Source organism: Runella sp. CRIBMP (genome assembly GCF_009905605.1).
GTDB lineage: Bacteria > Bacteroidota > Bacteroidia > Cytophagales > Spirosomataceae > Runella.
Genome location: NZ_JAAAKZ010000009.1, coordinates 79,242 through 94,638 on the forward strand (window position 1 = coordinate 79,242; position 15,397 = coordinate 94,638).

Sequence of the window (15,397 nt, forward strand, 5' to 3'; positions counted from 1 at the left end):
GTGTTTAGCGTTAGAATGGGTAATTAGTACTACTGTTTTTCTAAAGGTTACTAAACAAAATCAACGCCAAAGTTTCTCTGTTGCCAATAATATGCAAAAAAACGCCTGTTGCTGGTCTTTATTCCGATTCAAAATACAGAAAATTTCGGTTTATAACCACTTTGACCCAAAAAACAGGGATATTAGTAACGGAAAATTATCAAGCGGTGAGCATTTAGGTATATTTTACCCTGATTTTTCAAATTTATATGTCGGACAAACACTAAAACCAACCGTTCCTCTATGTCTCAGTCACTCAAAACCGAAGATTTTCGCTTCGACGGCACCCGTACATTTCATCATAAAAAAACGGCCACCAAAATAGAAGACCTTTACGACGACAAAGCTGACTACGCCGCCCAACTGGCTGATTTTAGGACCACCATCGACGAGCTCCAAAGTCTTATGTACGCTCACAATCGGTACGGGCTCTTGGTGATTTTTCAGGCCATGGACGCCGCCGGAAAAGATAGTACCATCAAGCACGTATTGTCGGGGGTGAATCCTGTGGGGGTCAAAATCCAATCTTTCAAACGACCTTCCGACAATGAACTAGACCATGATTTTTTGTGGCGGCATTTGCTTTCACTGCCCGAACGCGGCAACATTACCATCTTCAACAGGAGTCATTATGAAGAGGTATTGGTCGTAAAAGTACATCCCGAAATCCTAACCAAGTCGCAGCGGTTGCCCAAAGAATTGACCAAAGATTTGGACAAAGTATGGAAACAACGCTACCAAGACATCGCCAACTTTGAAAAATACCTCTATCATAACGGCATCAGGGTGATTAAGTTTTTCCTGAACATCTCGCAACAGGAACAGGGAAAACAACTCATCGAACGCATCGAAGACCCTACCAAAAACTGGAAGTTTGAAGAAGACGACATCAAAGAGCGCGCCTATTGGAAAGACTACATGAACGCCTACGAAGAAGCCATCAACGCCACCGCTACCGAAAAAGCGCCTTGGTACGTAGTCCCCGCCGATGACAAAAAAAATATGCGGCTTATTGTTGGAAAAATTTTGATTGAAGAACTCAAAAACATGAATATGTCGTTTCCAGAAAGCACCCCAGAGCGGCACGCCGCCCTGCAAAAACTCATCGAAACGATTCATGAGCAGGATGCAAGTGGAGAGTGAGTGGGTAGTGGGAGGAGATAGAAATAAGAAATTGAACAGGCGAGCCAAGTGCTCGCCTGTTCAATTTTACAAGCCACAAATACCATTTATACCTGACTTTCAGAGAACTGGGGGAGGGGGATAGCGTGAAATTAATCTTGCCAATTTCGCGACAATCTCCTCTTCCGTAACACCGCCATGATAACAAATCATTCGCTTGATTTCCAGACGCTTTAGCTTTTTTACTGACTCTACCGCAGCCCCTAAATCTAGGGTAAAAGCGGGGTTGGCGATTTCAAATTCACCATGCTCAATTACCAGCGCATCTGCCGCAATGAGCGTTTGGCTCTCCGGTACGTAAAGCGACACATGACCCGGCATGTGGCCTGGAGTGTTTATAATTTGCACGCCTTCCATAAAGGTTTCACCTTCCGAAAACACGGCATCCACCTCAACACTTTGAACATTTTTCAGCAGCTCCTGAAAATACAAAGCTCCTGATTTTTGGTCTTCGGGTAAAGACTCAAACAAGCTTTCAGCCTGCATTAAACGTACCGATTTTTCTTTTCCACTAATATAAGGGGCTTCAATGACAGGCGTATAAACGTCTAGGGTAGGGTAGCGATTTTTCAACTCCGCTAAGCCCCCTAAGTGGTCGATATCGTGATGGGTGATAAAAACGCCCGTCAGTTCTTGAAGTGATAGCCCTTGTTTCTGGGCCGCATCCTCAATGAGCGGCATAAATCCAGCATAACCGCAATCTACCAATATAGTTTGGTGTTCGTTTTTTATAATAACGGGATACAGAGTATCTTCTTTGCCGTTATTGTAAAACCTTACCTCAAGAACGTACACGACAATACTGCTTGTCATCATAACAATGCCCAACTTTTTCGTTTTTTTAATGATGAATTTATTCAACAAATATATTGATAAAATAAAAGGGGATAGCTTCGTCAGCTACCCCCTCCATTGAATTTTATTTAAAGGTATTCCCTACCAGAAAATCCAGTAAATCAGACTAAACGTAGCCACTACCGCAATGGCACCGTAGCGAAATGTAGGCGTGACCTTAAACCATTCGGGGCGCACCTCGAAGGCATTGGGTTGATCTATACCTTTCGATTGTGCTAAGCTGATGGCTACGTGTACGGCCGAACAAATCCAGAACACTACACCCATACGGTTGAGGAATGGGAAGGCAGGATACAAATTCTCAATCAGGGCCGACAACGCAATACTCAATACCGCTGCCGCCAAAGCGCCGTTGGCGGTCGCTTTTTTCCAGAAGAAACCCAGCAAGAAAATACTCAGAATACCAGGCGAAATGTAGCCCGTGTAGACCTGAATGTACTCAAATGCCTGTCCGAAATTGGCCAATAACGGGCTCACCATCAGGGCAATGATGAAGGCCACGACAATGGCCACGCGCCCCGTCCAAACGGTTTGTTTTTCGGTAAGGTTTTTGTTGAAAAATTTGTTGTGAATATCAAGCATATAGATGGTCGAGATACTGTTGGCTTTGCCCGCCAAACTCGCCACAATCGCCGCCGTCAGGGCCGCAAAGGCCAAGCCTTTTAAGCCTACTGGGAGTAAATTCAATAAAACTGGGTAGGCATTGTCGGGTTTTACGATGCCGTTTTGGGTAATGCCGTTGACAATAGATGCATCAGCATTTTCTTGAAACAACACGTAAGCGGCCAAACCGGGCAAAACCACGATGAATGGCATCATCATTTTCAGAAATGCTGCGAACAAAACACCGTTACGAGCCGTATTGATGTCAGCGCCAAGCGCCCGTTGGGTCATGTATTGATTACAGCCAAAATAGTTAAGGTTGTTGACCCACTGCCCACCGATGATAAACATCATGATGCCAGGCAACTGATTATAAGCATCAATAAACCCACCGCGCCCGTCGTGAACTTGATACTGTCCGGGCGAGAAAATCATGTGCAGGTGGCTATCGGCTTTTTCACGAATCAAACTCAATCCTTCCAATACCCCCGAACCAGTACCGACTTTATCGGAAAGTAAATCCAAGGCCAGATACGTGGTAGCCAAACCACCGAAAATCAAACAAACCACCTGAATCACATCGGTATAGCCGATTACCTTCATGCCGCCAAGTGTGATGATAACGGCAAAAGTGGTCAGGAAGATAGCACAAGGCATGAAGGCGAAGCCCGTCATTTTTTCTAAACTCAATGCACCAAGGTAAATGATGGATGTGAGGTTAACGAAAATGTAGAGAAACAGCCAAAACACGGCCATAATCGTCGCCAGCCGCTCATTGTAGCGTTTGGCGAGAAATTGCGGCATGGTGTAAATCTTGTTGTTGAGGTACATCGGTAGAAAATACACGGCCACGATAATGAGCGCTACGCCGCCCAACAATTCATAGACCGAAATGGCAATCCCCAACTGAAAGGCTTGTCCGCTCATGCCAATAAACTGCTCGGCGGAGATATTGGACGCGATGATGGAAGCCCCGATAGCCCACCAAGTGAGGGAGCCTTCGGCCAGAAAAAAGTCTTTAGAATCGGCGGTCTGTTTGCCTTTGTGTTTATATACCCAATAGCCGTAGCTCGACACAATCACAAAATAAATGAGGAAGATAACGTAATCAAGGGTTTCAAGTCCAAGGGTCATAGGAAGCGAGGGTTGGAAAAATTAAAAATCAATAATCGACATATTTTTTAATTATACTTTGTTTTTTATTCCATTCATTTCTTTGTCATTCTGAAAGAATCATCTAAAAGCGAAGAATCAATGTCTTGACAATAGATTCTTACAGAATGACAAAGCTGTTTAACATCCTTGCCCGTAGTAGGCATTTTTGCCGTGTTTGCGTTCAAAATGTTTCATACGCAAAGTGTCTTTAATGCGTGGCGTTTGGGGATTGATTTGCAGCGTCAGGTACGCCATACGGGCTACTTCTTCCAGCACCGCCGCGTTGTACACCGACTTCTCGGCGGTCTTACCCCACGTAAACGGTCCGTGATTTTGCAGAAGTACCATTTCCATTTCTTTGTGCGACAATTTACGGGCGTCAAATACTCCAAAGATTTGATTGCCCGTTTCGTACTCATAGTCCCCCTGAATCATTTCGTCCGACAGCACTGGGGCGCAAGGAATATCTTGGTGCGTATGGTCAGCGTGGGTAGTGCCGAAGATAGGAATATCTAGTCCCGCCTGCGCCCACGCCACCGCGTAGGTGCTGTGCGTGTGCGTGATACCGCCGATGTCGTCCCAAGTCTTGTAGAGCAACGCGTGCGTTTTTGTATCCGACGACGGGCGCATCTTCCCCTCCACCACTTTGGCATCGTAGTCCATGATAACGATGTCTTCGGGTTTCAAAAACTCATACGGTACACCGCTGGGCTTGATGGCAAAAACGGCTTTATCACGGTCTACCGCGCTTACGTTACCAAACGTAAACAGTACCAATCCCAGCTTTGGCAGCTGCATATTGGCTTCGTAACATTCTTGTTGTAAAAGCCCCCATTCCCCCAATGGGGGTTTAATGATTATTTCCATTGTATTTTTTACTAAAATAGCTTTGCAACTAACTTATTTCAATTCCAATACAACCACCGATACGGGTGGCAATTTGACCGTCAGCGTATTATTTTTCAGGCTTGCCCCGCTAAAGGCCGCTGGCTGAATTTTATTGGGAGTTTCAAAGGTATTGTAATCTTGTACTTTGGCAGAAGTAAGAATGCGGCCCGTCACGCCTGAGGCATTTACCCCCGTAACATTTATGGTGATTTCCTGCGCTTTATTGGGGTCAATGTTAACCAATGACACATGAACCGCGCCATTTTTATCACGTGATGCTGAAACCGAAATCGCGGGTAATTTTTCATTGCCAAACGTGTAATCATTTGACTGAACCTCCACGGGCAACATCGTCGCGTCTTGGTGGACGTTGTACATTTCCAATACGTGGTAGGTAGGCGTCAAAATCATTTTTTCTTCGTTGGTCAAAATCACCGATTGCAATACATTGACCACCTGCGCCAAGTTGGCCATACGAACACGTTCGCAATATTTATGGAAAATATTGAGTGTAGCCCCTGCCAAAACGGCATCGCGCATGGTATTTTGCTGAAACAAAAAGCCCGGATTGGTGCCTGGCTCCACATCATACCAACCACCCCATTCATCCACGACCAACGCCACTTTCTTCGCAGGATCGTATTTGTCCATGATGGTGCTGTGGCGTTTGACAAGCTCATCCATCAGCAACGCCTCTTTCATGGTTTTGAAATACAACTCTTCGGTAAAGGTCGTTGAAGGGCCTTTTTGCTTCCAGTCAATGACGGAGTAGTGGTGCATCGCTATTCCTTCGAGCATGTTGTGCGGAATCTCCCGCATGAGCGTTTCTGTCCAATTATAGTCGTTGTCGCTGGCTCCTGAAGCAATCCGAAACAGTCGTTCGTTGTTTTCAAACGACGCATTCATAAACGTAGCGTATTGACGGTAAATGTTGGCGTAGTAGTCGGGTTTCATGTTGCCACCGCAGCCCCAGGCTTCGTTGCCTACACCCCAATACCGCACTTTCCACGGGTTTTCGCGACCATTTTTGGCCCGTAAATCCGACATCGGACTGACGCCTTTGAAATTGACATACTGTACCCAATCTGCCAAATCCTTTACCGTTCCGCTGCCTACGTTTCCTGCCAAATAAGGCTCGGTTCCAATCAACTCGCACATATTCAGGAAGTCGTGCGTACCGAAGCTATTGTCTTCGGTCACGTTCCCCCACCAAACGTTCACAATTTTAGGGCGGTTTGCTTTGGGACCGATGCCGTCTTTCCATTGATATGTATCGGCAAAACAGCCTCCGGGCCAGCGCAGATTGGGGATTTTCATTTTTTTCAGTGCATTGACCACGTCCATCCGTACGCCGTCTTTGTTCTGAATTTTGGTATTATTTTCCCCCACGTATAAACCGCCATAGATGCACTTACCGAGGTGTTCGGCAAAATGCCCGTAGATGTGTTTGTTAATGGTATGTTTTCCTAGATCACCGCTGAGGGTTACTTTGTTTTGGGCAAAGACCGTGCTTGAAACAAACAGAAAAATACCGCACAGAATTGTTAGAAGATGTTTCATTGTCAGGATATTCAAAAGTTTTACAGCGTGACAAAAAAAGTTTTATTTAAACGCTAATTCACTCCAACGCAACTCATTCTTTAACTGCCGAATGGTGGTGTTTTTATCAATAACGACCAATTCTACGCCAAACATCTCCGCAAAATCTTCGATGTATTCCGTTGTGAGGTTTTGGCTATATACGGTGTGGTGCGCGCCGCCTGCCAAAATCCAAGCCTGCAAACCGATTTCCATGCTTGGCTGAGGCTTCCAAAGTGCCCGTGCCGTGGGAAGTTTGGGAAACGTTTCGGTAACTTCAACGGCTTCTACTTCGTTGACCAACAGACGAAAACGGTTGCCCATGTCAATCAGCGACACATTGAGCGCCGGCCCGGGTGCCGCATTAAATACTAATCTTACGGGATCTTCTTTGCCACCAATGCCGAGTGGATGCACTTCGCATTTTACGGCTCCCTGTGCAATCGACGGGCAGATTTCGAGCATGTGCGAGCCGAGTACCATAGGATTGACGGGGTCAAAATGATAGGTATAATCTTCCATAAAAGAGTTGCCCCCTTTCATGCCGCTCGCCATCACTTTCAGGGCACGTACCATCGCCGACGTTTTCCAGTCCCCTTCACCGCCGTAGCCGTAGCCCGCCGCCATCATGCGCTGTGAACCAATGCCCGGTAGCTGACGCATTCCGTGCAAATCTTCGAAGGTATTGGTATAAGCCGAAAAATTGCCTTCTTCTAAAAATGCTTTCAATCCCAACTCAATCCGCGCCGCCTCGACCAACGACTGACGCATGAAACCGCCGTTTCGGAGCGAATCCATCAGTTCGTAGGTATCTTCGTATTCTTGCATCAACGTAAAAATATCGGCTTCCGAAATTTGGTTGATGTACTTCACCAAATCTCCGACGCCGTGGGTATTGACCGAAAAACCAAACGTCATTTCGGCCGCTACTTTATCGCCGTCCGTGACAGCCACTTGCCGCATATTATCGCCAAAACGCACCACTTTCATGGTCTGCATTTCGTATTTGGCCGCCGCTACCCTGCTCCACACGTTGATTTTTTGGAGTATATCTGCCTGTTGCCAATGTCCCACAACCACTTTGCGATTTAACCGCATCCGCGACATGATAAACCCAAATTCACGGTCGCCATGCGCCGATTGGTTGAGGTTCATAAAGTCCATGTCGATTTCATTGAACGGAATATCGCGGTTAAATTGTGTATGCAGGTGCAACAGTGGTTTTTGGAGACAATTCAGCCCCCGAATCCACATTTTGGCGGGCGAGAACGTATGCATCCAAGCCACAATGCCGATACAGTTAGGTGCCACGTTGGCCTCCTGACAAATCGCATAGATTTCATCGGGTGTTTTGACTACGGGTTTAAACACCACACGAACAGGAATTTGCGGAGAATCGTTAAACGAATCGGCAATAATTTGGGAGTGTTCATCCACTTGGCGAAGCGTTTCTTCACCGTACAAATGCTGGCTGCCTGTGACAAACCAGACTTCAAATTTTTTGAGCATGTTGTTCTATATAGTTTCCTAAACTTTGATATTTCTGATATAAGCTTTGATAAACCGCTACTTTCTCGGCATTTGGATGGTATTCGGCGTCAAAACCTGAACCCATCGCTGCTTGCGCGGCCTCCATGGAGGGGTGAATTCCCGCGGCTACCGACGCACACATGGCAGCTCCTAAGGCACAGGCTTGGTCTGAACTTGCCACTTTGATGGGCATATTGAGCACATCGGCCAGCGTTTGCATCACAAAAGGTGATTTTTTGGCTACGCCGCCAATCCCAATCACTTTTTTGATGGCGACACCTTCCTGATAAAATCGATCCACAATCGCCCTTGAGCCAAAGGCAGTGGCTTCTACCAACGCCTTGAAGATTTTAACGGCATCAGTACTCAAATTCATCCCCGAAATCGTGGCTTTCAAGGTGTGATTTGCATCGGGCGTACGGCGGCCGTTAATCCAATCCAACGCCACTACATCATTTTCGGTGACGGGTAGTTTGGCCGCCTGTTCTGATAAATAAGGGATTAATTTTTTGCGTAATTCTGCGGCGGCCTCCTCTCCCAACAACGCTTTGACCGGCTCGACAATCACTTGCTGAAACCATGCGTACAAATCTCCGAAGGCCGATTGGCCCGCTTCCATGCCCAGCATCCCAGGGATGATGGAGCCGTCGACCTGACCGCAAATACCCCGAATCAGCAAATGACCGATTTCTTCATTGGGTGCAATAATCATGTCGCATGTAGATGTTCCCATCACCCGCACGAAGGTGTACGGGTCAATCTCAGCCCCCACCGCGCCCATGTGCGCATCAAAAGCCCCAACGCCAATCACGACGTCGGCAGGAATGCCCAATTTGGTGGCCCACTCCGCCGAAATTATCCCCATCGCTTCGTCAGAGGTGTAGGTATCTTTAAATAAGCGTTGACGCAAACCCGCCAATTGAGGCTCCAATTCAACCAAAAACTCCTCCGAAGGCAACCCCTGAAATTCCTCATTCCACATGGCTTTGTGGCCCGCCGCACAGCGCGAGCGCTTCAAAGTCAGCGGGTTGGTATCTCCCGTCAAGACCGCCGAAATCCAGTCGCAATGCTCCACCCACGAAAACGCCCGCGCCCGTACTTGGCTATCGACGCGAATCGTCCGCATTATCTTAGCCCAATACCATTCCGAAGAATAAATCCCTCCGACGTATTTGGTATAATCCACATCCCAGTGGTGTGCCAATTGGTTGATTTCTTCGGCCTCCGCGTTGCCGGTATGGTCTTTCCAGAGAATAAACATTCCGTGGGGGTTTTCCGAAAACTCAGGTAACAGCGCGAGCGGCGTGCCATTTTCATCGACGGCAACGGGCGTAGAGCCTGTAGTATCCACCGAGATTCCTTTGACATTTTGGCGTACCTCCTCTGATACCCCCGCCAACGCCCCTTTGATGGACGCTTCCAGTCCTTCCAGATAGTCGAGTGGATGCTGGCGAAATTGTGAAATTTCGGGCGCACAGTAAAGACCCTTTTTCCAGCGTGGATATTCAAAAACGTGTGTCCCTACGGCAGCCCCCGTATGAGCGTTGACGACCAAAGCCCGAACCGAATCGGTCCCATAATCTACTCCAATAACGTACTGATTCTGCATTGTTTTTCTAGGTGGTTACTGGCATGAAGTACCAAAAATTATTAAAGTTACTTTCGTATTTTTCTTTGTTCAAACGATACAAGATGGCCTTTTTGGTAGCCGAATTGGCATTTTTCTCGCCCGTATCCAGCAACAGCCCCGTCGACAAAATCTTGCGACTGAAATTGCGGCGGTCGAGTTTCAAATCATAAATGGCTTCGTATAGTTTTTGTAATTGAGGAATGGTGAATTGTTGGGGCAACAACTCAAATCCAATCGGATGCAACGCCGCCTTATACCGCAGGCGTTCGAGTGCGAGTTGAACCATTTTTTCATGGTCAAAAATCAACTTCGGCATCTGCTTCAAGCTAATCCAGCACGCACTATGCGACTTTACGGATTCCTCATCGTGGTTATGAATGTTGATGAGCGCAAAGAAAACCACCGAAAGGGTGCGCTCTACGGGGTCGCGGTCTACTTTACCAAACGTCTGCAATTGCTCCACGTAAATGTTGTGCAAGCCCGTCAGTTCATGTAAAATTCGTTCGGCTCCTACCTCCAAATCTTCCTCCTCATTTACAAATCCTCCCATCAACGACCACTTGCCTTTTTCGGGCTCAAAACGCCGCTTAATCAACAATAATTTAAGCTCTTCTCCATCAAAACCGAAGATGATGCAATCAATGGCCACCAAAAGTCGAGTGGAGTGTGCGTAGCTTTTCATTCTAAATGTGTCAAAACAACACAATAATAGAGGCTTTTTTATTACTTTTCAACTACTTTCTTGAATTTTTTAACAGGAAAGTAAACAATGAAGTATTTATATGATTTTAAATAAGCGCAGCTTACGGCATCCTTTCGGGTTTGAGAACCCGAAAGCACCCCTAAAAAACAGGTTGATTTGCTCAAAAAAGCCGCACTACATCGTACCCAAAACGCAGAATCAGGGCAAAAATAACGACTAAAAAAATGTTACGGATAAAGGCATTACCCCGCAAAATAGCCAAGCGGCTTCCCAAATAAGAACCTAATATATTACAGGCCATCATGGGTAGGGCAATGTCAAATTCAACGTATCCTTTCCATATAAAAAACACCAGCGAGGCAATATCTGCCACCACATTGATGATTTTAGCCACTGCCGACGCCCGCAGAAATTGATACCCAATCACGCTCACAAACCCAAAAACCAACAAACTGCCCGTGCCCGGCCCCACAAACCCATTATAAAAACCCGTTGCCATCCCAATCAGCAGCGCGTACCACTGTAGACGAACGATGGATACTGGTAAATTTTCGTGATGCCCCAAGGTTTTGTTGGAGTAAGAATAAATCGCGATGCCCGCCATTAAAAACAAAATAATAGGCTTCAAAACCTCCGCTTTCAGGTGACTTGCAATGGTTGCCCCCAAAAACGACATCACCGCCGTACCCGCCGCGGTAATGAGTACCACGCGCCAAGGCATTTCTACTTTACGGGCGTACTGATACCCCGCCACACTAGTGCCCATAAATGAGGCAAAACGGTTGGTGCCAATCACTTGCGAAACCGAAAAGTGAGGAAATAAAATAAAAAGCGCGGGGACCTGCACCAAGCCGCCGCCGCCCACAATAGAATCTACAAAACCAGCCAACAAGGCGGCTAACGAAGCGATAAAAATGTCCAAATTCGGTGGGTTAATGTATGCGGTGGGGCACTGCGGCTTTGCTCCCTGCCCCTCTGCGTGAATACTTGAGATTATATTATATAGAACTACGGAACAGTTTGATGGCAATGGCAATCAGAATCAGGCCAAAAATCTTGCGCAAAACGTCGGTGCCCGCCACACCCAATTGGCCTTCAATCCAAGCCGATGAGCGCAACACCAGATAAATAAAAATCAGGTTGATAAGAATGGCGATGATGATATTGATTTCCTGATAAGCTGCCTTTAGTGACAAAATCGTGGTCATCGTGCCCGCCCCCGCAATCATCGGAAACGCAATCGGCACAATCGACGTAGCGTTGCTGTGTACGGCATCGTGCTTGAAAATATTGCGCCCCAAAATCATTTCGAGTCCAATCAAAAACAAAATCAACGCCCCCGCTACGGCAAACGACGCCACATCGACGCCAAACAGTTTCAGAATTTCTTTCCCCAAATACAAAAACGCAATCATCATTCCGCCCGAAACCAGCGTAGCGCGACGGGCGTTGATGGCTCCCGCTTTTTTTCGGAGGTCGATAATGACGGGGATTGAACCCAGAATATCAATGACCGAAAATAAAATCAACGTGACGGAAAGAACCTCTTTGAAATTGACAGAGTACATAGATAAGTTGGCGGTTTACAGTGAACAGTCGGCAGTGAACGAGGGCAAATTTACGATTAAATCTTATGGTTATGAGCCCTCAATTACAAACGGTTCACTATAAACTGTTTTTTGCCCGTTTATCCCTGATTTTTACCGTTTCCAAAATAAAATTTAAAAAATTAACCAAGTACCTTGCATCGCAAAGTACCTTACATTAACTTTGTACTGTTGATTACCTATAACACAGCCATTTTAAACAAGTACCGGGTAAATAGAATAGTCATGAGGTTGTCATGTAATTAAAAATCAGTCAGGTTTTGTCAGGAATAAATTACGGCAAAGCAAGCAAAATGAAGTTGTACGGCTTCATAACCACAAATGACAACCTTATGACTATTCTGCCAAACTCTTACAGCCATGACGTTCAATCAAAAATTTCCAAAACATGACAACAGCATGAATATTGAGAACGCTCAAGTGCAAATGCGAAAAGGAATCCTAGAATTCTGCATTATGCACATCATCTCTCGGGGCGAAGTATACGCCTCCGATATGCTCGATGAACTGACCTCCGCCAAGATTATGGTCGTGGAAGGTACGCTTTATCCGCTCCTGACCCGGCTCAAAAACTCGGGCCTGCTCGATTACAAATGGGTAGAATCCTCCTCTGGCCCCCCGCGTAAGTATTATATACTGACTGATATGGGCAAACAGTTTCTGGAAGAAATGCAAAAAACCTGGATTGAGCTTTCTGACTCTGTTCATACGATTGTGTTGAAAACACAGGATTTAGGAGCAAAGAATGAGCAACAGCCAACCAACTAACATTTAACAATCAAGGAAAACTGTTAACTGATGCGCACGCATCCATTGCCATGAAAAAGACTATCAGCATCAATATCGCCGGTCTGATTTTTTACATCGAAGAAGACGGCTACGATAAATTAAGAAATTACCTAAACTCCATCCAGAAGTACTTTTCGTCGTACGAAGATAGCAAAGAGATTATCTCTGACATCGAAGGGCGAATTGCGGAGAAGTTTTTGAACCGACAAAAAGCCGCCGATACGCAAGTGATTGCGCTGGAAGACGTCGAAGAGCTCATCAAAAGTATGGGAACCGTGGCTGACTTTGAAGCCATAGAAGAGGAAGAAGATTTGGCGGCACAGACCGCCGCAAGCAGCCAAAAGGCGGCTAGCTTCAGCCAAGCTTCGGCGGGCAATCCCGAACCTGCAGCCCCCAAAAGCGCCCCCTCAGCGCCCCCAACGTCCCGTAAGCTCGTTCGCGATACGAAGCGCAAATTATTGGGCGGCGTGTGTGCAGGCATCGCCCATCATTTCAACGTTGACCCTCTTTTCGTTCGTTTGCTGTTCCTGCTTTTCTTTTTAGGACTTCCTGCCATCAGCGGCGGGGTGTTTGGTGGCGACAGTGCTGAGTTTTTCGGTCCATTGAGCGGATTTACCTTCTTGCTGTACATTGCTTGCTGGGTTTCTTTCCCAGGTTCCGATGCGCTGGAAGAAGACAAAAACATCAAGAAGTTTTACCGAAATCCTGACCAAAAAGTAGTGGGTGGGGTAGCGGCTGGGGTAGCGGCTTACTTCGGAGTCGACTTAGGAGTGGTTCGTTTTATTTGGGTTCTGAGCATTTTGTTCTTCGGCACTGGTTTACTTTTGTACATCGTGTTGTGGCTTATTACGCCCAAAGCCAATACTTTGACCGAAAAAATGGAGATGAAGGGGCAACCCATTACGCTCGAAAACATCGAAACCAACGTCAAGAAAGCCCTTCAACCCGAACAAAAAGAAGAAAATATTGCCACCAAACTGCTCCTGTTTCCCTTTCGGGCGGTAGCGATGGTATTCAGCGGATTGACGCCCCTGATGAAATTCTTGGTGGTTATCATGCGCATCTTTGCGGGACTGATTATGTTTATCATTGGCGCGGGTGCCTTACTTGGATTGGTTACGGCGCTTTTCGCGGTATTCGGATTGGGTACGTGGGACTTTGGGCAAATCGACAACGAACTCATGCCGCTTAATTTCTTCATCGGCGAAGTCTCTCCCGTAGCTTACATTTTTGCCTTTCTAGCCATTGGGGTCCCTTTTGCCACGCTGGCTTGGTTGGGAATCTCGTTGTTGACCAAAGAAAATAAATTTACCCCTGCGGTTTGGCAAACCTTGCTCGGGCTGTTTTTGGCAGGCCTTTTAGGAAGTACCATCTTTGGATTCCAGTACGGCGCTAACTTCCGCCGCGAAGGAACGGTCGAAAAAGAACAAACCTACAAGCTGCCCGCCACGCCGATTTTGCTGGACGTCCACGAGGAAAACTCCGAAGATGGTTACAACAATACGCAACTGGATTTGGAAGGCTACGAAAGTACCGATGCCAAAGTCGCATTTAGGTTCCGTTCGCAGGGACGCTCACGTCAGGATGCCGAGCGCAACGCCTCCAATATTTTATACAACATCAACCAAACGGATTCTACGCTGGTTTTTGACGAAGATTTTAGTCTTTCCGACAAATCGCCGCGTTTCCGGGGGCAGAGTGTGCGCCTGACATTGTACTTCCCGTACGCCAAAACCTTCCGCATGACCCGCGATTTCTATGACCACTTTTGGGGAGTCCGGAATCAAATCCAATATGAATATGATTTGGACATCAACGAAGAAATGTTCAAAAATATCCGCTGGGCTATCAAACCTGATTCGGGCCTGGTTTGCCTTGATCGTCCAATCTCCGTTCGTGATGAGTCGCGCAACAACGACGACTCGGACGACATGGACGAAATCAGCGACGGCATTGAGTCTGGCCTGAACGAAGCCTTTGACCGATCGTTTGATGCCAAAGGCGAAATGGTGAAGCAATTTGACGTTACCAATTTTAGCAAAGTCAGAATAGGCGGAGCCTTTGTGGTGACCATCCAAAAAGGAGACGTGTATAAAGTAGTAGCCGACGGCCGCGAAACCGATTTGGATGATGTGGAAGTAAAAGTGGAAGATGGTACGCTCCGCGTAGAAAATCGCCGCAAGGTCAAACTTTTTGAACGCAACAAGCGCGTGGGTATTACAATTACCGTTCCAACCATCGAAGCCATTGATTTATCGGGGGCAACGCTCGGCAAAATAACGGGTTTCGACAACTTGGGTACGTTGAAAGTAGAGATTTCTGGGGCTTCCAAAACGTACATTGACGTTAATGCCAAAAAACTTGAACTCGACGTAGCTGGTGCTTCCAAAGTTGAGTTGCACGGCAGCGCCAACACCCTTGAAGCCGACCTTGCCGGGGCTTGTTCATTGGATGCCGAGCGCATGAACATTCAGAATGGTGATGTGCAAGCCTCGGGCGTGAGCAAAGCCAACTTAGGACGTATTCCCAATCTCAAATCAAACAGCACGGGAGCCAGTCGGATTCATCAGCAGGGAGAAGGAGAATAACTTTCTATAAAATGATAACGAAAGGAGTCGCATTGAATCCAATGCGACTCCTTTCGTTATGTAACCGAGTAAATGTTTTCGTTACTCTACCCAGCTTTTTAAAATTATTGATAATGCCCCTTTACCTTTCAGCCCTTGGAAACAGGTCTCAATAATCCATCTTTTAGCGTATAATTGTCCCATAAATTTGGGGTTTGCGGTACCTGATAAATGTAAAAAATCACAGACTGCTAATAATTTAACTTAAACA

12 protein-coding genes are annotated in these 15,397 nt (G+C 46.6%); 3 read left to right on the top strand and 9 right to left on the bottom strand.

Annotated elements, in window-relative coordinates; genetic code table 11:
* The first annotated feature begins 282 nt into the window (after positions 1-282).
* A complete protein-coding gene (locus GVN20_RS19760) occupies positions 283-1,182 on the top strand; it encodes a polyphosphate kinase 2 family protein (RefSeq protein ID WP_166560006.1) in 900 nt (299 codons plus the stop codon).
* Positions 1,183-1,281: 99 nt separating this feature from the next.
* On the opposite strand, the gene GVN20_RS19765 is transcribed toward GVN20_RS19760, so the two are convergent.
* The 9 genes from GVN20_RS19765 to GVN20_RS19805 all read right to left on the bottom strand — a co-directional run bounded on the left by GVN20_RS19765 (position 1,282) and on the right by GVN20_RS19805 (position 11,731).
* Positions 1,282-2,037 carry an MBL fold metallo-hydrolase gene (locus GVN20_RS19765; RefSeq protein ID WP_166560007.1) on the bottom strand — a complete coding sequence of 252 codons (756 nt, stop codon included), beginning with the start codon at positions 2,035-2,037 and terminating at the stop codon, positions 1,282-1,284.
* A 120-nt stretch (positions 2,038-2,157) separates the two neighbouring features.
* Entirely contained in the window at positions 2,158-3,813 is a 1,656-nt protein-coding gene (locus GVN20_RS19770; protein ID WP_166560008.1) for a sodium/sugar symporter, read from the bottom strand.
* Between the two features lie 159 nt (positions 3,814-3,972).
* Positions 3,973-4,701, bottom strand: coding sequence for an L-ribulose-5-phosphate 4-epimerase (locus GVN20_RS19775; protein ID WP_166560009.1), 729 nt, complete (start codon positions 4,699-4,701; stop codon positions 3,973-3,975).
* 33 nt (positions 4,702-4,734) lie between these two features.
* Complete coding sequence (locus GVN20_RS19780) at positions 4,735-6,282, bottom strand: alpha-N-arabinofuranosidase (protein WP_166560010.1); 1,548 nt, start codon at positions 6,280-6,282, stop codon at positions 4,735-4,737.
* 42 nt (positions 6,283-6,324) lie between these two features.
* Positions 6,325-7,809: an L-arabinose isomerase gene (gene araA / locus GVN20_RS19785; RefSeq protein ID WP_166560011.1), complete on the bottom strand. Its 1,485-nt coding sequence runs from the start codon at positions 7,807-7,809 to the stop codon at positions 6,325-6,327.
* Positions 7,793-9,439, bottom strand: coding sequence for a ribulokinase (locus GVN20_RS19790; RefSeq protein WP_166560012.1), 1,647 nt, complete (start codon positions 9,437-9,439; stop codon positions 7,793-7,795). The genes araA and GVN20_RS19790 overlap by 17 nt, the downstream gene beginning before the upstream one ends.
* Before the next feature lie 7 nt (positions 9,440-9,446).
* On the bottom strand, positions 9,447-10,142 hold the full coding sequence (locus GVN20_RS19795) for an NrtR DNA-binding winged helix domain-containing protein (protein ID WP_166560013.1): 696 nt from the start codon (positions 10,140-10,142) through the stop codon (positions 9,447-9,449).
* 181 nt (positions 10,143-10,323) lie between these two features.
* Positions 10,324-11,085, bottom strand: coding sequence for a TSUP family transporter (locus GVN20_RS19800; RefSeq protein ID WP_206023325.1), 762 nt, complete (start codon positions 11,083-11,085; stop codon positions 10,324-10,326).
* Between the two features lie 76 nt (positions 11,086-11,161).
* A complete protein-coding gene (locus GVN20_RS19805) occupies positions 11,162-11,731 on the bottom strand; it encodes a MarC family protein (RefSeq protein WP_114066626.1) in 570 nt (189 codons plus the stop codon).
* A 438-nt stretch (positions 11,732-12,169) separates the two neighbouring features.
* Between GVN20_RS19805 and GVN20_RS19810 the strand changes: the two genes are divergently transcribed.
* Entirely contained in the window at positions 12,170-12,538 is a 369-nt protein-coding gene (locus GVN20_RS19810; protein ID WP_114070216.1) for a PadR family transcriptional regulator, read from the top strand.
* A 50-nt stretch (positions 12,539-12,588) separates the two neighbouring features.
* Positions 12,589-15,147, top strand: a complete 2,559-nt coding sequence (locus GVN20_RS19815) for a PspC domain-containing protein (RefSeq protein WP_166560014.1) — start codon at positions 12,589-12,591, stop codon at positions 15,145-15,147.
* Positions 15,148-15,397: the final 250 nt, after the last annotated feature.

Bases quoted from the DNA above. Each gene is read 5' to 3' on its own strand.
- GVN20_RS19760 (WP_166560006.1), top strand. From the start codon at position 283: ATGTCTCAGTCACTCAAAACCGAAGATTTTCGCTTCGACGGCACCCGT.
- GVN20_RS19765 (WP_166560007.1), bottom strand. From the start codon at position 2,037: ATGATGACAAGCAGTATTGTCGTGTACGTTCTTGAGGTAAGGTTTTAC.
- GVN20_RS19770 (WP_166560008.1), bottom strand. From the start codon at position 3,813: ATGACCCTTGGACTTGAAACCCTTGATTACGTTATCTTCCTCATTTAT.
- GVN20_RS19775 (WP_166560009.1), bottom strand. From the start codon at position 4,701: ATGGAAATAATCATTAAACCCCCATTGGGGGAATGGGGGCTTTTACAA.
- GVN20_RS19780 (WP_166560010.1), bottom strand. From the start codon at position 6,282: ATGAAACATCTTCTAACAATTCTGTGCGGTATTTTTCTGTTTGTTTCA.
- araA (WP_166560011.1), bottom strand. From the start codon at position 7,809: ATGCTCAAAAAATTTGAAGTCTGGTTTGTCACAGGCAGCCAGCATTTG.
- GVN20_RS19790 (WP_166560012.1), bottom strand. From the start codon at position 9,439: ATGCAGAATCAGTACGTTATTGGAGTAGATTATGGGACCGATTCGGTT.
- GVN20_RS19795 (WP_166560013.1), bottom strand. From the start codon at position 10,142: ATGAAAAGCTACGCACACTCCACTCGACTTTTGGTGGCCATTGATTGC.
- GVN20_RS19805 (WP_114066626.1), bottom strand. From the start codon at position 11,731: ATGTACTCTGTCAATTTCAAAGAGGTTCTTTCCGTCACGTTGATTTTA.
- GVN20_RS19810 (WP_114070216.1), top strand. From the start codon at position 12,170: ATGAATATTGAGAACGCTCAAGTGCAAATGCGAAAAGGAATCCTAGAA.
- GVN20_RS19815 (WP_166560014.1), top strand. From the start codon at position 12,589: ATGAAAAAGACTATCAGCATCAATATCGCCGGTCTGATTTTTTACATC.